General features: G+C 56.1%; 26 protein-coding genes and 1 riboswitch. Of the genes, 10 read left to right on the plus strand and 16 right to left on the minus strand.

The window, feature by feature from the left end:
- Positions 1 to 7: 7 nt before the first annotated feature.
- The 3 genes from ACT3T7_RS11525 to ACT3T7_RS11535 are packed head-to-tail and all read left to right on the plus strand — an operon-like array spanning position 8 to position 2,666.
- Entirely contained in the window at positions 8 to 742 is a 735-nt protein-coding gene (locus tag ACT3T7_RS11525) for a metal ABC transporter ATP-binding protein (RefSeq protein WP_444627991.1), read from the plus strand.
- Positions 726 to 1,616: a metal ABC transporter permease gene (locus tag ACT3T7_RS11530; protein ID WP_172117693.1), complete on the plus strand. Its 891-nt coding sequence runs from the start codon at positions 726 to 728 to the stop codon at positions 1,614 to 1,616. The genes ACT3T7_RS11525 and ACT3T7_RS11530 overlap by 17 nt, the downstream gene beginning before the upstream one ends.
- A gap of 21 nt (positions 1,617 to 1,637) precedes the next feature.
- The gene (locus ACT3T7_RS11535) at positions 1,638 to 2,666 is read left to right on the plus strand and encodes a metal ABC transporter substrate-binding protein (protein ID WP_444631127.1); all 1,029 of its coding nucleotides are present in this window, start codon (positions 1,638 to 1,640) and stop codon (positions 2,664 to 2,666) included.
- Here ACT3T7_RS11535 and ACT3T7_RS11540 read toward each other — a convergent pair.
- On the minus strand, positions 2,663 to 3,535 hold the full coding sequence (locus tag ACT3T7_RS11540; protein WP_441678133.1) for a LysR family transcriptional regulator: 873 nt from the start codon (positions 3,533 to 3,535) through the stop codon (positions 2,663 to 2,665). The genes ACT3T7_RS11535 and ACT3T7_RS11540 overlap by 4 nt on opposite strands.
- A gap of 147 nt (positions 3,536 to 3,682) precedes the next feature.
- On the opposite strand from ACT3T7_RS11540, the gene ampC reads away from it, so the two are divergent.
- Both ampC and ACT3T7_RS11550 read left to right on the plus strand, forming a co-directional pair.
- Complete coding sequence (ampC, locus tag ACT3T7_RS11545) at positions 3,683 to 4,846, plus strand: class C beta-lactamase (protein WP_444631168.1); 1,164 nt, start codon at positions 3,683 to 3,685, stop codon at positions 4,844 to 4,846.
- Positions 4,847 to 4,977: 131 nt separating this feature from the next.
- Positions 4,978 to 5,643 (plus strand): cupin domain-containing protein, encoded by a 666-nt coding sequence (locus tag ACT3T7_RS11550; protein WP_444631128.1) that lies wholly within the window; start codon positions 4,978 to 4,980, stop codon positions 5,641 to 5,643.
- On the opposite strand, the gene ACT3T7_RS11555 is transcribed toward ACT3T7_RS11550, so the two are convergent.
- Both ACT3T7_RS11555 and gloA read right to left on the minus strand, forming a co-directional pair.
- A complete protein-coding gene (locus ACT3T7_RS11555; RefSeq protein ID WP_087108910.1) occupies positions 5,640 to 6,005 on the minus strand; it encodes a DUF6164 family protein in 366 nt (121 codons plus the stop codon). The genes ACT3T7_RS11550 and ACT3T7_RS11555 overlap by 4 nt on opposite strands.
- Position 6,006: 1 nt before the next feature.
- Positions 6,007 to 6,540 carry a lactoylglutathione lyase gene (gene gloA, locus ACT3T7_RS11560; RefSeq protein ID WP_172117697.1) on the minus strand — a complete coding sequence of 178 codons (534 nt, stop codon included), beginning with the start codon at positions 6,538 to 6,540 and terminating at the stop codon, positions 6,007 to 6,009.
- Positions 6,541 to 6,768: 228 nt separating this feature from the next.
- Positions 6,769 to 6,864: riboswitch (TPP riboswitch) on the plus strand.
- Between the two features lie 24 nt (positions 6,865 to 6,888).
- Between gloA and thiM the strand changes: the two genes are divergently transcribed.
- The 5 genes from thiM to ACT3T7_RS11585 all read left to right on the plus strand — a co-directional run bounded on the left by thiM (position 6,889) and on the right by ACT3T7_RS11585 (position 10,564).
- Positions 6,889 to 7,689, plus strand: coding sequence for a hydroxyethylthiazole kinase (gene thiM / locus ACT3T7_RS11565; protein WP_444631129.1), 801 nt, complete (start codon positions 6,889 to 6,891; stop codon positions 7,687 to 7,689).
- Positions 7,689 to 8,303 (plus strand): thiamine phosphate synthase, encoded by a 615-nt coding sequence (thiE, locus tag ACT3T7_RS11570; protein ID WP_444631130.1) that lies wholly within the window; start codon positions 7,689 to 7,691, stop codon positions 8,301 to 8,303. Before thiM ends, thiE begins: the two co-directional genes overlap by 1 nt.
- Positions 8,300 to 9,220, plus strand: coding sequence for a LysR family transcriptional regulator (locus ACT3T7_RS11575; RefSeq protein WP_444631131.1), 921 nt, complete (start codon positions 8,300 to 8,302; stop codon positions 9,218 to 9,220). The genes thiE and ACT3T7_RS11575 overlap by 4 nt, the downstream gene beginning before the upstream one ends.
- An 86-nt stretch (positions 9,221 to 9,306) precedes the next feature.
- The gene (locus ACT3T7_RS11580; RefSeq protein WP_444631132.1) at positions 9,307 to 9,723 is read left to right on the plus strand and encodes a DoxX family protein; all 417 of its coding nucleotides are present in this window, start codon (positions 9,307 to 9,309) and stop codon (positions 9,721 to 9,723) included.
- A gap of 103 nt (positions 9,724 to 9,826) precedes the next feature.
- A complete protein-coding gene (locus ACT3T7_RS11585) occupies positions 9,827 to 10,564 on the plus strand; it encodes a DODA-type extradiol aromatic ring-opening family dioxygenase (RefSeq protein WP_444631133.1) in 738 nt (245 codons plus the stop codon).
- Between the two features lie 123 nt (positions 10,565 to 10,687).
- Here ACT3T7_RS11585 and ACT3T7_RS11590 read toward each other — a convergent pair whose 3' ends face one another.
- The 13 genes from ACT3T7_RS11590 to rplF form a co-directional block, all read right to left on the minus strand.
- Positions 10,688 to 12,046, minus strand: a complete 1,359-nt coding sequence (locus ACT3T7_RS11590) for a D-alanyl-D-alanine carboxypeptidase family protein (RefSeq protein ID WP_444631134.1) — start codon at positions 12,044 to 12,046, stop codon at positions 10,688 to 10,690.
- Between the two features lie 274 nt (positions 12,047 to 12,320).
- On the minus strand, positions 12,321 to 12,707 hold the full coding sequence (gene rplQ / locus ACT3T7_RS11595) for a 50S ribosomal protein L17 (RefSeq protein ID WP_018917717.1): 387 nt from the start codon (positions 12,705 to 12,707) through the stop codon (positions 12,321 to 12,323).
- 39 nt (positions 12,708 to 12,746) lie between these two features.
- Positions 12,747 to 13,742 (minus strand): DNA-directed RNA polymerase subunit alpha, encoded by a 996-nt coding sequence (locus tag ACT3T7_RS11600; RefSeq protein WP_172117703.1) that lies wholly within the window; start codon positions 13,740 to 13,742, stop codon positions 12,747 to 12,749.
- Positions 13,743 to 13,862: 120 nt separating this feature from the next.
- Positions 13,863 to 14,483, minus strand: coding sequence for a 30S ribosomal protein S4 (gene rpsD, locus ACT3T7_RS11605; RefSeq protein ID WP_087108925.1), 621 nt, complete (start codon positions 14,481 to 14,483; stop codon positions 13,863 to 13,865).
- Positions 14,484 to 14,495: 12 nt separating this feature from the next.
- The gene (gene rpsK, locus ACT3T7_RS11610) at positions 14,496 to 14,882 is read right to left on the minus strand and encodes a 30S ribosomal protein S11 (RefSeq protein WP_009099028.1); all 387 of its coding nucleotides are present in this window, start codon (positions 14,880 to 14,882) and stop codon (positions 14,496 to 14,498) included.
- A gap of 39 nt (positions 14,883 to 14,921) precedes the next feature.
- A complete protein-coding gene (gene rpsM, locus ACT3T7_RS11615) occupies positions 14,922 to 15,278 on the minus strand; it encodes a 30S ribosomal protein S13 (protein ID WP_192536496.1) in 357 nt (118 codons plus the stop codon).
- A 123-nt stretch (positions 15,279 to 15,401) separates the two neighbouring features.
- Positions 15,402 to 15,515 carry a 50S ribosomal protein L36 gene (gene rpmJ, locus ACT3T7_RS11620; RefSeq protein ID WP_009099023.1) on the minus strand — a complete coding sequence of 38 codons (114 nt, stop codon included), beginning with the start codon at positions 15,513 to 15,515 and terminating at the stop codon, positions 15,402 to 15,404.
- 50 nt (positions 15,516 to 15,565) lie between these two features.
- Positions 15,566 to 16,897 (minus strand): preprotein translocase subunit SecY, encoded by a 1,332-nt coding sequence (gene secY, locus ACT3T7_RS11625; RefSeq protein WP_087108929.1) that lies wholly within the window; start codon positions 16,895 to 16,897, stop codon positions 15,566 to 15,568.
- On the minus strand, positions 16,898 to 17,332 hold the full coding sequence (gene rplO, locus ACT3T7_RS11630; RefSeq protein WP_444627775.1) for a 50S ribosomal protein L15: 435 nt from the start codon (positions 17,330 to 17,332) through the stop codon (positions 16,898 to 16,900).
- 3 nt (positions 17,333 to 17,335) lie between these two features.
- Entirely contained in the window at positions 17,336 to 17,518 is a 183-nt protein-coding gene (gene rpmD / locus ACT3T7_RS11635) for a 50S ribosomal protein L30 (protein ID WP_087108933.1), read from the minus strand.
- A 6-nt stretch (positions 17,519 to 17,524) separates the two neighbouring features.
- Positions 17,525 to 18,025 carry a 30S ribosomal protein S5 gene (rpsE, locus tag ACT3T7_RS11640; RefSeq protein WP_172117708.1) on the minus strand — a complete coding sequence of 167 codons (501 nt, stop codon included), beginning with the start codon at positions 18,023 to 18,025 and terminating at the stop codon, positions 17,525 to 17,527.
- Positions 18,026 to 18,036: 11 nt separating this feature from the next.
- Positions 18,037 to 18,387 (minus strand): 50S ribosomal protein L18, encoded by a 351-nt coding sequence (gene rplR, locus ACT3T7_RS11645; RefSeq protein WP_008959159.1) that lies wholly within the window; start codon positions 18,385 to 18,387, stop codon positions 18,037 to 18,039.
- A gap of 9 nt (positions 18,388 to 18,396) precedes the next feature.
- Positions 18,397 to 18,927 carry a 50S ribosomal protein L6 gene (gene rplF, locus ACT3T7_RS11650; protein WP_193053641.1) on the minus strand — a complete coding sequence of 177 codons (531 nt, stop codon included), beginning with the start codon at positions 18,925 to 18,927 and terminating at the stop codon, positions 18,397 to 18,399.

Raw genomic sequence — 18,927 nt, forward strand, 5'->3', positions numbered from 1 at the left:
GGCCTAAATGAGTCAGCGCACAACATCACGCTTACAGCTTAAGAATTTGCACTTGGCCCAAGGGCATCGCACCGTGCTTGAGCATGTGGATGGCGATATCAGGCCGGGGGCTATTACGGCGTTAGTGGGTGCCAATGGGGCCGGTAAAAGCACTCTGATCCAGGCCATTATGGGCGAACTTCGCCCGGCAGGTGGCAACGTCATATGCAGCGTTCCTTCTGAGCGCCGTGCCTGGCTGCCCCAGCAGTTGGCGCTGGACTTAACCTTTCCCATGAGCGTGGAGGAGTTGGTCATGACCGGCAGTTGGCCAAGCCATGGGGCACTAAAAGGCTACTGTGCGGCGCACTACCGTAAAGGTCGCGACATCATGGCGCGCTTGGGTATTTCGCACTTGGCTCACCGCCCGTTAGGCGAGCTTTCCGGTGGCCAGCGCCAGCGGGCCTTGATTGGGCGTACGTTAATGCAGGAAGCCGAGCTGTTACTGCTGGATGAGCCTTTTGCCAACGTGGACAGCGACACGGTCGATATTTTAATCCGTATCCTGCGCCAGATGGCCGATGACGGTACGACGATTATTATTGTTCTGCACGATATGGACCATTTACGCCGCTTGGCCGATGAAATATTGATGTTAAACGGCGGCCATGCCCGCTGGGTGGCACCCAGTGAACTACATCATCAGCCACTGCCCGCCCAGGCAGTACCTTTTACACTGGGGGAGCACCATGCTGGAACTGCTTAATACGTGGCTGATTGCGCCGTTTGATTACGGCTTTATGCGCCGCGCGGTGGTCGGTGGGTTAGCGCTGTCCATTGCGGCCCCGCCCTTGGGCGTTTTTCTGGTGCTACGCGGCATGAGTCTGATCGGCGATGCCTTGGCGCACGCCATTATGCCGGGCGTGGCAATCGGCTTTTTACTGGCCGGGTTCTCGCTGCCCATTATGAGTATTGGCGGCGTATTGTGCGGGTTAATGGTGGCGCTACTTGCCGGGGCAGTATCGAAGATAGGCGGCCAGCGTGAAGATGCGGCCATGGCGAGCTTTTTTATTATCTCGCTGGCGGCGGGGGTCATGCTGATCTCGATGGGAGGCAGCAGCGTTGACTTAACCCACGTTCTGTTTGGGTCGATTTTGGCCGTTAACGCCACTGCATTACTACTGATTGCAGGCATCAGCACGCTGATTCTGGTGACCCTAGCGATCATCTTCCGCGCGCTGGTGGTGGAGTGTTTGGACCCGCTTTTTTTACGCGGCCAAAACCGCCGCAACGGCTGGGTGCACAGCGTGTTTTTAGCCTTGCTGGTGCTCAACATGACGGCGGGCTTTCAAACGCTGGGCACGATGATGGCGGTAGGTTTAATGATGCTGCCCGCCACTGCCGCGCGTTTTTGGAGTAGGCGCCTTGAAGGCTTGATGGCCATTGCCGTTGTGATCGCCATGGTCGCCAGTACCGGTGGCTTGCTGCTCTCTTTTCATCTGGATATTCCCTCGGGGCCGAGCATTATTCTGCTGGCCGGCGTGGGCTATCTTTTCTCGGCGATGTTTGGGCGCTACCACAGCCTGGCTGCCCGGCTAAGGCGTAAAACAGCCCCGCTCAGTGCTGAGGCATCTACGTAACATCATTCAACAGGAGTCGGTATGTCTTTACGGTTATCTTCGCGCTTATTGGTTGGCGTATCCGCCATGTTGGCACTGCCCGCGGCCATCGCAGCAGACCGCGTTCAGGTGGTGACAAGCTTCTCCATCCTGGCCGATATGGTCGAGAACGTGGGCGGTGAGCACGTTGAAGTAACATCGCTGGTGGGGCCTGACGGTGATTCGCACGTCTACTCCCCTCGCCCAAGCGATGCACGCGCACTGACAGAAGCGGATCTTGTGGTATTCAACGGCCTACTGTTCGAAGGCTGGATGGAGCGGCTCATTGAATCCAGCGGCTACAACGGCGCATTGATAACGGCCACCGATGGCATTAACAAGCTCGACTACCATGATCATGGGCACGACCACGACCACGACCATGATCACGGACACGACCATGCGCATGGTGAATTTGATCCTCATGCCTGGCAGGATATGGCCCAAGCGCGGATTTACGTTGCCAATATTCGTGACGGGTTGATTGAGGCCGATGAAACTAACGCCGATGAGTACCAAGCTAACGCCGATAATTACCTGGCCAGCATGGCAGAAGTCGATGCTGAAATTCGTGAGCTCATCAGCGAGATCCCGGCCTCAACCAGCGTGATTACTGGCCACGACTCCTTTGGCTACTTCTCGAATGCTTACGGCGTCAACTTTTTGGCACCTACCGGCTTATCAACCGAAGTAGAACCCAGCGGCGCCAGCATGGCCGAGCTGGTGGACGTGATCAACGACCAGAACGTACAAGCCCTGTTCCATGAAAACATGACCAATCCTGCGGTCATTCAGCAACTTTCTGAAGAGACGAACCTGCCGATTGCCGGAACACTGTATGCCGATGCGCTTTCTTCCGAGGGCGAAGCGAGCACCTACCTTGGCATGATGCGCCACAATGCGGTAGTGCTGCACGAAGCACTGGCCCAGCCGGGCCATGATGACCATGCGCATGACGGCCACGACCATACACATGACGATCATGACCATGACCACGGGCATGATCACAGCGAGCATAGCCATAGCCACTAGGCATTGGTTGCCAGGGTCAGCCACTCTCTAAAACAGGCCATGGCTTGGGTTTCTGGCCGCGATTGTAAGCGCGTCAGCCAGTACCCGCCTAAACTCACCGCGGTGCTGAACGGTTGTACCAAAGCACCGCTGGTGAGCGGGCGTGAGAACATTGAAGGCGGCGCCAGGGCAATGCCTACGCCCTGCTGTGCGGCTTCTATCATGGCAATAGAAGAGTCAAACACGATACTTCTTGGCACAGAAACACTGCTGGATAACCCCGCCGCCAGTAGCCACTGCGTCCACTCATCGGTGCGATAAGAGCGTAGCCATGTTTCACCCACGACATCGGCCGGCGTCTTTAGCCGGGTGGCGATGTCGGGCGTGCACATGACCGACAGCGAGGCTGGCAACAAGGGCTGGGCCGCAATACCGTGCCAAGCGCCCGTTCCAAAGCGGATAGCAAAGTCAAACCCGTCCGCGGCCATATCCGTGCGATTGTTATGGGTCGAAAGGCGCAGATCAATAAACGGATAGCGCTCCTGAAAGTCAGCAAGCCTGGGCAGCAACCAGCCGACGGCGAACGTGCCCACCGCGCCCACATTCAATACCTCCCGATAGTTCTGCTCGCCTAATTGATCCAGCGTGTGTGTAATCTGATCAAACGACGCCTTGAGGACCGGCAGTAGCATTTCGCCCTCTTGCGTTAACATCAGCCCGCGCGGCAGGCGGGTGAACAGTGCTACCTTCAACTGGCCTTCCAGCAATTTTACGTGATGACTAACGGCCGCTTGCGTCACGCACAGCTCGGCAGCCGCTCGGGTAAAACTCAAGTGCCTGGCCGACGCTTCAAAGGCGCGCAGGGCTTTTAGTGGTAAGTAGGGACGCACGACACAGACCCCCAAATTTTTCTAATGGCTTATGCAAAATATCGCTGTTTGTCACCTTGTACGGTTCGCCGTAACGTAAGCAACGAATCAGCGGGGCCAACGCCCGATGTTAATCAACAACACGTAACGGGTTTTCTGATGAACAAGATGTTAACAGCAAAGAATGCGCTTATTGTGGCAGGTTCGTTTCTTATCAGCGCTTTTGGCTATGCGAATGATGATCCGCGCAGTCTCCCGGTGGCGTCGGTGGTCAACGACACTATCGTGGCCTTGATGGACGCGCACAGTATCCCGGGCATGGCCGTAGCGGTAAGCGTTAAGGGCACGCCCTATTACTTTAATTATGGGATAGCCGATCAAGAGGCTAGTGTGCCGGTAACTACCGATACGCTGTTTGAGTTGGGTTCCGTCAGCAAGACGTTTACGGCGACGCTGGCGGCTTACGCTCAGGCCAGCGGTGCTCTGTCACTTTCTGACCCCGCCAGCCAGTACCTGCCAGCCCTTGAAGGGAGCGCCTTTGATAACATCAGCCTGTTGGAACTGGGCACCTATACGGCGGGCGGGCTGCCGTTGCAGTTTCCAGATAACGTCAACAACGAAGACGACATGGTCGCCTACTACCGCCAGTGGGCACCGACGTATGCGCCAGGCACCCATCGGCTCTATTCAAATCCGAGCATTGGATTACTCGGTTACCTGACCACCCAGCGGCTTGGAAAACCTTACGCCCAGTTGATGGAAGCGCATGTGTTTTCAGCACTCGGCCTTGAACACAGCTACTTGCAGGTACCTGAAGACGCCCAGGCGAACTACGCCTTCGGGTACTCAAAAGAGGATGAGCCGATTCGGGTGAACCCCGGCGTATTGGATGCAGAGGCCTACGGGGTAAAGTCGAATAGCGCCGATATGCTAGCGTTCATTAACGCCAACATGGACAACTCAGCGGTGGATGAACCGCTGCGCGAAGCACTGGAAGCAACCCGGATGGGTTACGTCAACATGGACGATATGACCCAAGGCCTCGGTTGGGAGCGCTATGCCTACCCTGTGTCGCTTGACCAGCTACAAGCAGGCAATTCGATGGAGATGGTGCTGGAGGCTAACGAGGCCGAGCAGCTTCAGCCACCGTTACCGGCAGATGACGATGTGTGGTTTAACAAGACGGGCTCAACCAATGGCTTTGGCGCCTATGTCGCCTTTGTACCCAGCCAGCAAATAGGCATCGTGATGCTCGCCAACCGCAATTATCCCAACCAGGCACGTATTGAGGCCGCCCACCATATTCTGACGACGCTTGCGGCGACGCCCTGAAAAAAACCGCCTTTATGCAACGAGCCTTCCTAAAGGCTCGTCATTAAAGCGCTCTTTTATGCATTGCATTTTGGGTGGTGGATAAGGAGACTTGCACTACCGCGATCCCCCCACTGCAAAGAGCCAATACCATGCGCCTTAACGCCGACTTTAGCCACTTTGCTTGCGTAACGCCGGACCAATATCAATGGGTCGATTCGCCCAGTGCAGGCGTCACACGCATGATGCTTGATCGCATCGGCGAGGAAGTCGCCAGAGCGACCAGCCTGGTACGCTACGCGCCCAACAGCCAGTTCACCGCACATACCCACGACGGCGGGGAAGAGATTCTTGTACTAGAGGGCGTGTTCGGTGATGAGCACGGCCGCTACCCCGCGGGCACCTATCTGCGCAATCCTATCGGTACGGGCCACACCCCGCACATAGGCGATGAGGGCGCGCTCATCCTGGTGAAGCTTCACCAGTTTGCAGCCAATGACACTCTTCAACTGGCCGTACCTGCCCACCGTTTACCTTGGCAGCCGGACCGTCGCCCAGGCATTACCTATAAAATGCTGCATACCTTTGGCCAAGAGCGCGCCAGCCTGGAGCGGTGGGAGGCGGGCGTGACGATTGTCTACCCAACGCTGGGCGGTGGCCTGGAAGCGTTTGTTCTGGAAGGCACCTTGTGCGACGGCGATACCGAATACCCGACGGGCAGCTGGTGTCGCTACCCTCCCGGCGCCGCTCCCCAACTTAGCGCGGGCAGCGAAGGGGTCAAGCTCTACTTAAAACGCGGGCACCTGCGGCTTGATTAACGTGTCAGGCCAAGAAATGGCAACAGCGTAAGCAGTGCCACCATGACGACCGCCACCATTACCAGGGTGACCTGAAAGGGATGCGCCGCCAGGCGGCGCCATAAGGTAGGTGCATCGCCTTGGCTCACGGCCTCGGCGTGCGCTTGCCGAGCCTTGGTGAAGCGCTCGGCTTGATACACCGCCAGTGCTGCTTCGGCCGCCTCACGCTGGGTTTCATCACGCAGCCAGATCGCGTCCACCCCTAAGCGGAAAAAACCGGCCTGCGTTTCATAGGTATCAAAACCATGTTCTGCCAGTAGTGAGCGGACTTCCATGGCTTCTTCATCGGTAACGTAGCGCAGCCGAAACAGCAAGTGTGCCATATCAGTCGCCCATCGCCGCCATTAGGTCGGCCTGGATAACTTCGATCCAGTAGCCGTCCGGGTCTTTCACAAAAATGACGCCCTGCATTTTGCCTTGATCCGCCCGCTTTATGAACGTCACATCGTGCTCATCAAACCATGCCTGGGCCGCTTCCAAGTCCGGCACGCTAAAGCAGATATGTCCAAAGCCCTGCGGTTCGGCATTGCCATCGTGGTAGGCAAAATCGTCCTGGTCTTCTGTGCCCCAGTTATGGGTAAGTTCTAACAGCCCCTTTTGGCTGAAGGTCCAGGCCGTACGCGCCTGGGTATCTTCCGGCACCTGGTCGTTGGCTTCCAGGTTCGCCAGAAAGTAGAGCGAAAACTGCATCTCTTCGAAATCCAGCCGACGCAGCACCTGCATGCCAAATACCTGGGAGTAAAAGGCCAATGAACGCTCGGGGTCTTTCGCCCGCAGCATCGTATGGTTTAAGCGAAACCCTTGGGTTTGCGCAGGGGCCGGACGAACGCCTTTATGCTGTTCACCTTGCAAAGTCATCTTGGGCTCCTTGTGGGAATTATGCTGTTAAATGAATTGATTGAGCGGTTATCTTTGACAAAAACCATACCGTGTACAAGCCTATCGCTAACCGTTTCACACCGCATGATGCCGTTGTGATGACATACCATGAGGGCAGAGCAGCCATTATTCCAGCCCCGCTTACCCTACCGGCCTCCCCTTACACATCGCCTGCGCTTTACAGCACCGCCCAAGGCAAGGATAGTAGCCTGACGACAGGGGCGCTTGAGACGCTCAAGCTGAGATGCACCCTTAGAACCTGAACCGGATAATACCGGCGTAGGAAGTCGCGGTGTCATCACACCCGATCTACGCTGTGAGGTGGCCATGACATCACTCCCGCTGAGCAACGCGCTTTCCGCTGTACAACGCACCACGCCGTTAGTGCACTGTATTACCAATTTTGTAGCGATGAACAGCACGGCTAACTGCCTGCTGGCTGTCGGCGCTTCCCCTGCCATGCTGCATTCAACTGAGGAAGTCGCTGAGTTTACTCGCTTGGCCGGGGCACTTTCGATCAATATCGGTACACCTTCACCACACTGGGCAGAAGGTATGCAACTTGCCGCCAGAACGGCCAACGAGCGCAATACCCCCTGGGTATTGGACCCGGTTGCGGTGGGCGCCACTTACTACCGTCAAACGCTTTCACAAACGCTATTGGCTTTTAAGCCCAGCGTGATCCGTGGCAATACCTCAGAAATCATGACGCTTTCCGGCTTGACCCACGCGGGCCGAGGAGTGGATGCCACGGCCTCTACGGATGAAGCGCGTGAGGCCGCCATTAACCTCGCCAAGCAGCAGCGCTGTATTGTCGCGATGACCGGCGTGCAGGACTTTATTACCGATGGCACTCAGCACTGGCGCTTGAACGGCGGGCACGCGCTTATGCCGCGTGTCACTACGCTTGGCTGCGCGTTAAGTGCCACCGTTGCCGCCTTTGTAGCGGCCAGCCCCGGAGCTCCCTTGAACGCCACGTTAGCCGCACTTACAAGCTTTGCTATCGCGGGTAGCCGCGCTGGACAACAGGCGGCAGGCCCGGGTAGTTTTCAGGTAGCCCTGTTGGACGCCTTGTATCAGCTAACACCTACAGACGTCCGTCAGTTTACCGGGCTGGAGGAAGGCTAATGCGTTTTGATCTTTCGCTTTATCTGGTCACTGACGCTCAACTCTGTCAAGCCGCAGGGCTAGAGCGCACCGTTATTGAGGCCGTCAAAGGGGGCGTCAGTTTTGTTCAACTGCGCGATAAACACGCAAGCGATACCGACATGATTGAACAGGCCAAGCGCTTGAAAGCCGCCCTGGCGGGTAGCGGGGTACCACTGGTGATTAATGACCGCTTGAACGTTGCCTTGCAAAGCGGCGCCGATGGGCTGCATGTCGGCCAAAGCGATACAGCGGTTCAAGAGGCACGGGCGGCCATGGGGCCAGAGGCAATTATCGGGCTTTCGATTAATACGCTTGAGCAGCTTCATGCAGCCCCCGTGGCCCTGCTCGACTACGTGGGCCTGGGCCCGGTGTTTACCACCCAAAGCAAGCAGGACCATGCTAAACCGTTGGGGTTTGAAGGCCTGGCTCAGTTAGCCGCGGCCTGCACCTTGCCAAGCGTGGCCATTGGCGGGCTCAAGGCTGAACACGTCCAGCAGGTCGTTACAGCCGGTGCCAATGGCCTGGCGGTTATCTCCGCCATTTGTGGCCAGCCTGATCCTTACCAGGCCGCACGGGCGTTGGCTCGGCCATGAACCAGCTCGACCATATTGCCGCTTTTGTCAAAGTTGCCGAGCTTGGCAGCTACACGCGGGCCGCTGAAGCATTGGATCTTTCCCGCACGCGGGTATCACGTATTGTCATGGCCCTTGAAGAGACGCTCGGGGTGCGGCTTATTCAGCGCACCACGCGGCGCCTGCATTTAACCGCCGAGGGCGAGCGCTACCTTGCGCATGCCCAAGCGATTTTACAGGCGCTTGATGAGGCTGCCGCCGACGTAGGCAGCGGTGTTTCTGAAATACGCGGCCGTTTACGTATCAACGGCCCCATGAGTTTTGGCATGCGCCACCTCTCCCCGCTGGTGGCACGCTTTATGGTGGCGTATCCTGGCCTGGATGTACGCCTGGACTTAGGTGACCGCCGCGTGGATCTTCTCGAAGAGGGCTACGATGTGGCCATTCGTATTGGCAACCTGCCCGACTCAAGCCTGATCGCCAGGCGTCTGACGCGCTGTCAAATGCTGTTTTGCGCATCCCCGGCGTACCTTGAAACCCATGGCGTGCCGGCAAATGCTGAGGCGCTTGCGCACCACCGCTGCCTGCGTTACCGCAGCGATTTAGCCAATAGCAACTGGCGTTTTGAAAATATGACGCTGACACCCCAAGGCCCGCTTGAAAGCAACAATGGCGATGTTTTAACCCATGCCGCCGAGGCAGGTATCGGTATCGCTCATCAACCCAGCTTTTTGGTAACGGAGAGCATTATCGCTGGGCGCCTGGTTCAGGTACTGCCGCACATCCCCCCCAAGATGCTGGATATTCATGCCATTTACCCTGCGCGACGCTTTTTACCTGCCAAGGTAGAGCGGTTTATTGAGCTGTTAACGGACGCTTGGGGTAGCCCGCCTTACTGGGAGCAGGAGATGGGATTGTCGCCTATTTCGCAACAGTGATGTTTGGTACGCGTGGATTATCTCTGCCGTCAATGAACGTAAAGTGTCCCCATTGAACTTTCATCACTGCCCAATGGAGATACCCCATGAATGCATCTTCTTCCACCATGAGCACAAACCTTCAACCCCACGCCATCGCACTGCTGCGACTATCACTTGGCGTGATGGCACTCGCCCATGGCCTGACCAAGGTGTTTGTGTTTACCCTGCCGGGCACGGTCGCCTACTTTGAGTCACTGGGCCTACCAAGCGTTATAGCCTACTTAACGATTCTGGGAGAAGTTGGCGGCGGCCTGGCCTTGATTCTGGGTATTTATACGCGCTGGATTAGCCTTGCAATGATCCCTCTGCTACTGGGTGCTACGTCCGTGCATCTTGGCAACGGCTGGGCGTTTACCAACGCTGGCGGTGGTTGGGAGTTCCCGGCATTCTGGACCGTTGCCCTGCTCGTGCAGGCAGGTTTAGGCGGCGGCAGCTTTACACTGAACCGCCGCATTAGCTAATCGCGTTAGGCGCACCAAAACGAGTTTATCTATCACCTTTTCTCCGCCATGCCTTTGCTCGCGCCCTGGTCACTGCCAGGGACTTCTGCCAGGAGACGTTGTTATGCTACCCAGTCTTTTTATATCCCACGGCTCTCCCATGCTGATCCTCACCCCTACGCCTGCCCACCACTTTTTACGTTCGCTGGGCAAGCAACTGACGCCCAAGGCGATCATTGTGGTTTCAGCGCACTGGGAAAGTCAGACGCTGAAAGTCAGTAACAGCCCTTGGCCAGAAACCCTTCATGACTTCGGCGGCTTTCCCCGCGAACTGTTCGAGCAGCAGTACCCGGCACCTGGCGAGCCTGCACTGGCCAACCGCTTGGCCAAATTACTGGGGGCCTCAGAAGTGGAACGAGGGTTTGACCACGGCACCTGGGCACCTCTTTCGCTGATGTTTCCCAAGGCGGATATTCCTGTCGTTACGCTATCGCTGCCTGTGCGTTGGTCTAACGACAAGCTGGTTGAGCTGGGTAAGCGCCTGGCGCCACTGCGTGAAGAAGGTATTCTGATGATCGGGTCGGGCAGCCTGACCCATAACCTTTACGAAACCATGCCGCTTGATAACCCGATGCCCAACTGGGTCGGCGCTTTTGCAGAGTGGGTCGATACTCAGCTTGTGAACAATGACCGTGAGGCGTTGCTTGCCTGGCAAACGGCCCCCGAAGCGAGCAGGAACCATCCAACGCCCGAGCATTTTCAGCCGTTACTGGTAGCCATGGGCGCAGGCGGTGATGTCACACCGCTCCACCGCAGCGTTGAGCATGGCGTGCTGGCAATGAACGCGTACGCCTTTGCCTAGCCTAAGCGATTGCGCGCGTACACGTGCACTGGTGAAAAGCCGTAGTGGATCGTGACATCAACCATAAAAAAACCCCACCAGCTCATAAAAGCTGGTGGGGTTTTTTGACATTTAAAACAAGGCTTAAAGGCTTGCGTTGACCACCATGCACTCCATACCTTGCAGTTGTAGTTCACGGCAGGCTTCACGGGCGCGATGCTCATCCAAAGCCACCAGGCGAGCACGGTATACCGGCGTTTGGCCTTCAAGCGTATCCACCTCCACGCGCCCGGCCAAGTTTTGCGTTAAGCGTTGGGCCGCTTGTTGGGCCAGCTGTTGAGCCTGCCCTTGCTGGCTAAATGCACCCACCTGGATACCCCAGGCGCCGGTCGGGGGAGCTTCCACCAAGCGCTCACTTTGAATAAAGTCCTGCAAAGGGTCAGCGTTAGACGCGCGGGACGCCTCGGCCGGGCCTTCAACGGTGATCGTGGCCAGTTGCTCGTCTACGCTGGTATTGGGGGCAGGTGACAGCGTGGTCGTTTCAATACTGGCAAGCATTTGGCTTGGCGCAGGTGTTGGCGCCTTGGGAGGTGCCACGGGAGGTGTAGAACCACCAAACCCCATAAACTCCTGAGAAAAACTGGTATTGGCGACCCATGTACGCTGATCACGCAGCTCAGCGCGCATAAAGCTTCGGTCGAGTAAATCGGCCATATGAGTATCACGCGATGAAGAGCTAAACCCTCCCATCACAATGGCAACCAGCCGCCGGCCATCATGCACGGCAGTCGTCGCGACGTTAAAGCCAGAGGCACGAATAAAGCCAGTTTTTAAGCCATCAGCGCCAGGGTAGTCACGCACCAGCCGATTATGACTGGTGTGGCGCTTGTCGCGATAAGTAAATTCCTGAAGACCGAAGTAATGGTAATACTGTGGAAAATCCTGCATGACACGCACCGAGAGCGTGAGCATGTCCCGCGCGGAGGTGATTTGCTGGTCATCAGGAAGCCCGGAGGCGTTGCGGAAGGTCGTGGCCGTCATACCTAACTCTCGCGCCTTTTCGGTCATAAGCCGCGCAAAGCGCTGCTCGCTACCGCCCAACGCCTCAGCCACCACAACGGCGACATCATTCGCCGAACGCACAGCCAGGGCGCGGATAGCGGTATCGACAGGAATCGTACTGCCCGCAGAAAGCCATAATTTGGTAGCGGGCATGGCCGCGGCCTGGGCAGAAACAGCGAGGGGCTCATTGAGCGTTAAAGTGCCACTTTCCAGCGCTTCAAAGGTCATGTACAGCGTCATCATTTTGGTCAGCGAAGCAGGATAACGCGGTGCATCCACATTTTCTGCGTATAAAACTTCACCGTTATCAAGGTCGACCACAATACCTGCGTAACGTGGATTCGCCTGCACGGTCGAGGTGGTGATGATCAATAGCAGTAACATCGTTACCGCTAGCCATGCCCTCGACGCCTTGTTATCGTTTACTCCCCTCGTCACCATGTCTGCCCCTTGATGATTCATTTACGCTGGAAACGAGACGCACACTTCTTCCTCGGCCTGCACGCGTACACCCCCGCATTGAATAATGCGCCATGAATCAGTTCCCAAGGGTAAACAACTGCAGCGCCAATGGCCCCGTCAATTCACTCTAGACTAGCACGCTCGTCGGACAATTTAACGTTTATAGCGGCATTACTCGATACGCCAGGCATAAAAAAAACCGACCCAGCTGGGTCGGTTTTCATTCTGCTTTAAAGAGGCAGCAACTAAAGATTTACTCTTCAGCAGCGGCTTCTTCAGCAACCGGACGGTCTACTAGCTCAACGTACGCCATAGGCGCGTTGTCGCCGGTGCGGAAACCGCACTTGAGAATACGGATGTAGCCACCCGGACGCTCGGCGTAACGCGGACCCAGCTCATTGAACAGCTTGCCAACGGCTTCTTTGGAACGTGTGCGAGAGAACGCCAAACGACGGTTCGCAACGCTATCCTGCTTGGCTAAGGTGATCAGCGGCTCGATAACGCGACGCAGTTCCTTGGCCTTGGGCAGGGTTGTCTTGATGACTTCATGTTCGACCAGCGAGACAGACATGTTCTTGAACATGGCCTGACGATGCGAGCTGGTGCGATTCAGATGACGACCACTCTTACGATGACGCATGGTTGTAATTCCTTACCAAACTGGGACTCAAGTCGACACTCACGCGGTGGCCTTGTCGTCCTTCAGGCTAGCGGGCGGCCAATTTTCCAACCGCATGCCGAGGGACAAGCCGCGCGCCGCCAAAACGTCCTTGATTTCATTCAAGGATTTTTTACCGAGGTTCGGTGTCTTCAACAGCTCAACTTCTGTGCGCTGGATAAGATCACCGATATAGTAAATATTCTCGGCTTTTAGGCAGTTCGCGCTGCGAACGGTCAACTCAAGATCGTCTACGGGGCGCAATAGGATTGGATCAACGTGATCTTCTTCCTCTTCGACTTCCTGCTCTTTATCAGCTTCAAGGTCGACGAAGGCGGCCAGCTGCTCTTGCAGAATGGTCGCACTGCGACGGATAGCCTCTTCCGGATCCAAAGTACCGTCGGTTTCCAGATCGATAATCAGCTTATCGAGGTCGGTGCGCTGCTCAACACGAGCGGCTTCAACCGAGTAGGAAACGCGGCGGACAGGGCTGAAGGTGGCATCCAGCTGCAGGCGGCCAATAGCACGGGTCTCTTCATCAGAGCCACGGGCGTCAGCCGGTTCGTAGCCACGACCCAGCGCTACCTTAAGCTGAATTTTCAGCTCGGCACCTTCATTGACGTGTGCAATGACGTGGTCCGGGTTGACGATTTCGACGCTATGATCAAGCGCAATGTCGCCAGCAGTGACGACGGCTGGGCCCTGCTTGTTCAGCGAGAGAACCGCCTCATCGCGGCTGTGCATCTTGATCGCAACATCTTTCAAGTTCAGGAGGATTTCGATGACATCTTCCTGCACCCCTTCGAGCGCACTGTACTCGTGCTCTACACCCGCAATTTCAGCCTCTACCACGGCAGCGCCGGGCATAGACGAAAGCAGAATGCGACGCAGTGCATTCCCCAGGGTGTGACCAAAACCACGCTCGAACGGTTCGAGAACGATTTTGGCATGATGTGCGCTGATTTCTTCGACCTTGATGTCGCGAGGACGAAGAAACTCTGTCACTGAACGCTGCATATGAACACCTTTCAGGCTGCCAAACGGATACTGAGTTCTTAAGAACCGTACTCAAGAGCATCTGGGCGGTTAGCTTTGCTATCCCGCCCAGGCTTCAAGAAGCAGATTAATTAACGCCGCTTACTTGGAGTACAGCTCGACGATCAGGTTTTCGTTGATGTCGGCAGTCAGGTCACCGCGTTCAGGCAGAGCCTTGAAAGTGCCTTCCATCTTCTTGGCGTCGATTTCAATCCAGAGGATATCGCCACGGTTGGCCGCAATGGTCAACGCGTTTTGAATACGTGCCTGGTTCTTCGCCTTTTCGCGAATAGCAACAACGTCACCCGGCTTCACTTGGTAGGAAGCAACGTTAACGGTGCGGCCGTTCACGGAAATCGCCTTGTGGCTAACGAGCTGACGCGCTTCAGAGCGAGTCGAGCCGAAACCCATACGGTAGACGACGTTATCCAGTCGGGATTCAAGCAACTGCAACAATACTTCACCGGTCGCGCCTTTCAGGCGAGCAGCTTCTTTGTAGTAGTTACGGAACTGTTTTTCGAGTACGCCATACATGCGACGTACTTTTTGCTTCTCACGAAGCTGCAAGCCGTAGTCTGAAAGACGCTGACGACGCTGGCCGTGTACACCCGGGATTTGCTCGGATTTACACTTTTTCTCGAAGGGAGTCACGCCACTCTTCAAAAAGAGATCGGTGCCTTCACGACGAGACAGTTTGCACTTCGGTCCAATATAACGAGCCATGAATCTGTCTCCTTAAACGCGGCGTTTCTTAGGCGGACGGCAGCCATTATGGGGAATGGGCGTCGCGTCTACGATGCTTTGCACGCGGAAGCCTGCGGCATTGAGTGCGCGCACGGCGGATTCACGACCGGGACCTGGGCCTTTAACCAGTACGTCTACGTTTTTCACACCATACTCGGCTGCAGCAGTCGCTGCACGCTCGCTTGCTACTTGAGCAGCGAACGGGGTGCTCTTGCGAGAACCACGAAAACCCGAACCACCGGCAGTTGCCCAAGAAAGAGCATTGCCCTGGCGGTCTGTGATCGTCACGATCGTGTTGTTAAAAGAGGCATGGATATGCGCAACGGCGTCCACTACCTGCTTTTTAACCTTTTTACGGTTACTACGCGGGTTAGCCATGTTGATGTCTATTCCTGTCTTTACGCCAGAACGTGCGTGTTATTTGCGGATCGGCTTACGCGGGCCCTTACGGGTGCGCGCGTTAGTCTTGGTCCGCTGACCACGCAGCGGAAGACTACGACGATGACGCAGACCACGGTAGCAGCCTAAGTCCATGAGACGCTTAATATTCAGCGTAACATCACGACGAAGGTCGCCTTCTACGGTGTACTTACCAACTTCAGAACGCAGGGTATCCAGCTCTTCGCCAGATAGGTCCTGGATCTTGGTAGTCAGCGCGATACCGGCAGCAGCACAGATATGCTGCGCGCGAGTACGGCCAATCCCGAAGATATAGGTCAGCGAGATCGCCGCATGCTTGTTGTCCGGGATATTGACGCCTGCAATACGGGCCATCAGCTTACTCCGAAATTTGAGCGGCTTGCTCGTTTATTCATCTACAAAAGGCGCAACAGCATACCCCTTTAAATGCCCTAAGGCAAGGGGTATGCCGAACACCCACTTAAAACAACGTAGGAATTAACCCTGACGCTGCTTGTGCCGTGGTTCGATGCAGATGACGCGAACAGCGCCATTGCGACGAATGATCTTACAGTTACGGCACATTTTCTTTACGGAAGCTCGAACTTTCATCGTTCTTTCTCCAAAAACGGCTCGCGGCGCGCCAATCGTAAGGCGGCGCCTCAGCGCATGATGCCGCCGCTACCGTAGCCTTTCAGGTTGGACTTCTTCATCACCGAGTCATACTGATGCGACATGAGGTGTGACTGCACCTGAGCCATGAAGTCCATGATGACCACCACCACGATCAGGAGCGAGGTGCCGCCAAAAAAGAATGGCACATTCCACGCAACGATCAGGAACTGGGGCATCAAGGAAACCGCAGTGATATACAGGGCACCGAACAAAGTCAGACGCGTCATGACTTTGTCGATATAGCGAGCGGTCTGCTCGCCGGGGCGAATGCCCGGCAGGAACGCACCTGACTTTTTCAAATTGTCAGCTACATCCTTCGGATTGAAGACCAGCGCTGTGTAAAAGAAGCAGAAGAATACCACTGCCGCCGCGAAAAGCAAGATGTAAAGCGGTTGCCCAGGGGCTAATGCTTGTGATGCACGCTGTAACCACTCCATACCTTCACCTGCACCTACCCACTGACCAATAGAAGCCGGGAAGAGTAGGATACTGGACGCGAAGATCGCAGGAATAACACCCGCCATATTCACTTTCAAAGGCAGGTAGCTGCTTTGGCCTGCATACATCTTGTTGCCAACCTGGCGACGTGGGTAGTTCACTTTCAAGCGGCGTTGACCGCGCTCAATGAACACCACAAACGCGACGGTGGCAATACCTAGCACTGACAGCGCTAACAGCGGAAGGACATTCCAGGCCCCTTCGTTACGAGCAAGTTCAAACGCTTGCCCCACGGCACTGGGCAGCCCAGCGACGATACCAGCGAAGATCAGCAACGAAATACCGTTGCCGATGCCCTTCTCGGTAATCTGCTCACCTAGCCACATCATAAACACCGCGCCTGACACAAACGTAATCACGGCGGTGAAATAGAAGCTGAAGTCAGCGCTGTAAGCGATGCCTTGGCTAGCCAGACCGACCGACATACCGGTAGCCTGGACAAGAGCCAGTATCACCGTGCCGTAGCGGGTGTACTGGCTAATCTTGCGGCGGCCGGACTCACCTTCCTTCTTGAGCTGTTCAAGATGGGGTGAGACCGCAGTCATCAGCTGCATGATAATCGACGCAGAAATATAAGGCATTATGCCCAAAGCGAGGACGCTCATGCGCTCCAGGGCGCCACCCGAGAACATGTTAAACATGCCCAGGATGGTGCCCTGTTGCTCCCTAAACAAGGCAGCAAGCTGGTCAGGATTGATACCGGGAACGGGAATGTGGGCACCGATACGGTACACCACGATGGCGAGGAGCACGAAGCGCAAACGCGCCCACAGTTCACTCAGACCGCTGCCCATCGCCGGCATATTTCCTGACTTGGCCATTTAGTCCTCTACCTTGCCGCCAGCAGCTTCGATCGCTTCACGGGCACCTTTGGTGACCTTGATTCCACGAACGGTAACTGCCTTGTTCAGTTCGCCTGAAAGGATGATTTTTGCGTGTAGCGTTGCATCCTTCAGCACGTTGGCTTGCTTCAGCGTTTCCATAGTGACTTCGTCACCGGAAACCTTGGCAAGTTCAGCCAGGCGTACTTCTTCAGAGACCAATGATTTAGCAGACGTAAAACCGAATTTCGGCAAACGACGCTGCATGGGCATCTGACCGCCTTCGAAACCAGGCTTGACGCTACCGCCACTGCGTGATTTCTGACCTTTGTGGCCACGGCCGCCGGTCTTACCAAGACCGGAACCGATACCACGACCAACGCGCTTTTCAGCGGGTTTGGAGCCCGGGGCCGGGCTTAAGGTATTAAGTTTCATGGATTACTCTCCCTCAACACGCACAAGGTAATTTACCTTGTGGATCATGCCGCGAACGGCAGGGGTGTCTTCCAGTTCAACCGAGTGACCGATGCGACGCAGGCCCAGGCCTTTCATAGTAGCCTTGTGCTTGGGCAAAACGCCGATGGTGCTGCGGATCTGGGTAACCTTGATCGTTGCTGCCATGGTGCCTTACCCCGTGATCGCGTCGACAGACAGACCGCGCTTGGCGGCGATGTCTTCCGGTGCATGCATAGCAGAGAGACCTTTAACAGTCGCTCGTACCACGTTAACCGGGTTGGTGGAACCGTAGCACTTGGCCAGTACATCGTGGACGCCAGCAAGCTCTAATACAGAGCGCATAGCACCACCGGCGATGATACCGGTACCTTCGGAGGCTGGCTGCATGTAGACCTTGGAAGCACCGTGACGGGCTTTCACAGGGTACTGCAGCGTGTTGCCTGCAAGGTTAACCTTGACCATGTTGCGACGAGCCTGGTCCATTGCTTTCTGAATTGCGACCGGCACTTCACGCGCCTTGCCACGACCGAAACCAACACGACCTTTACCATCACCTACGACGGTCAGCGCGGTGAAGCCGAAAATACGACCACCCTTGACCACCTTGGCGACGCGGTTAACCTGCACTAACTTCTCTTGCAGATCACCGTTTTGCTGTTCGTTCTTCGCCATCGTAAAACCCTTTAGAATTCCAGGCCGCCTTCACGAGCGGCGTCGGCCAGAGCCTTGACGCGACCGTGATACTTAAAGCCAGCACGGTCGAAGGCCACCTGGGTGATGCCTGCTTCTTTAGCGCGTTCAGCAATCAGAGCACCGACCTTGGAGGCCGCATCTGAGTTACCGGTCGCACCCTCGCGCAGTGCTTTGTCCAGCGTTGAAGCGCTGGCCAACACTTTGCCACCATCCGGCGAGATAATCTGCGCGTAGATGTGACGCGGGGTACGGTTGACGCACAGGCGATACACGCCCAGCTCGCGGATCTTGGCGCGAGCACGGCGGGCACGACGGAGACGAGATTCTTTCTTCGCGTTCATAACCCTGCCTTACTTCTTCTTGGCTTCTTTGCGACGCACCTGCTCGTCGGCGTACCGAACACCCTTGCCTTTATACGGCTCAGGCGGACGGAAAGCGCGGATTTCCGCGGCGCACTGACCGAGCATCTGCTTATCCGCGCTTTTCAGCACGATCACGGTGTTTTTCGGCGTTTCCGCTGTGACACCTTTCGGCAGTTCGTAGTCGACCGGGTGCGAGAAGCCCAGTGAAAGATTGAGCGTCTGGCCCTTAGCTTGGGCACGATAACCGACGCCAACAATTTCGAGAGTTTTTGTGAAACCCTCGGATACGCCCGTTACCAGGTTCTGAACCAAGGCGCGGGTAGTACCGGCCATTGCCCAGCTCTTGGCAGATTCGCTCGGGGCGAAGGTCAGCTGGCCATCTTCTTGACCAATCACCACGTCCTGGTGAATGGGCAGTGACAGCGTGCCTTGGCCGCCTTTGGCGGTCAGCTGGCTAGCATCGATTTTGATCTCGACACCAGCAGGCACTTTAACCGGATATTTCGCTATGCGGGACAT

The sequence above is a fragment of the Halomonas sp. 111 genome, from assembly GCF_052379685.1.
GTDB lineage: Bacteria > Pseudomonadota > Gammaproteobacteria > Pseudomonadales > Halomonadaceae > Vreelandella > Vreelandella citrativorans.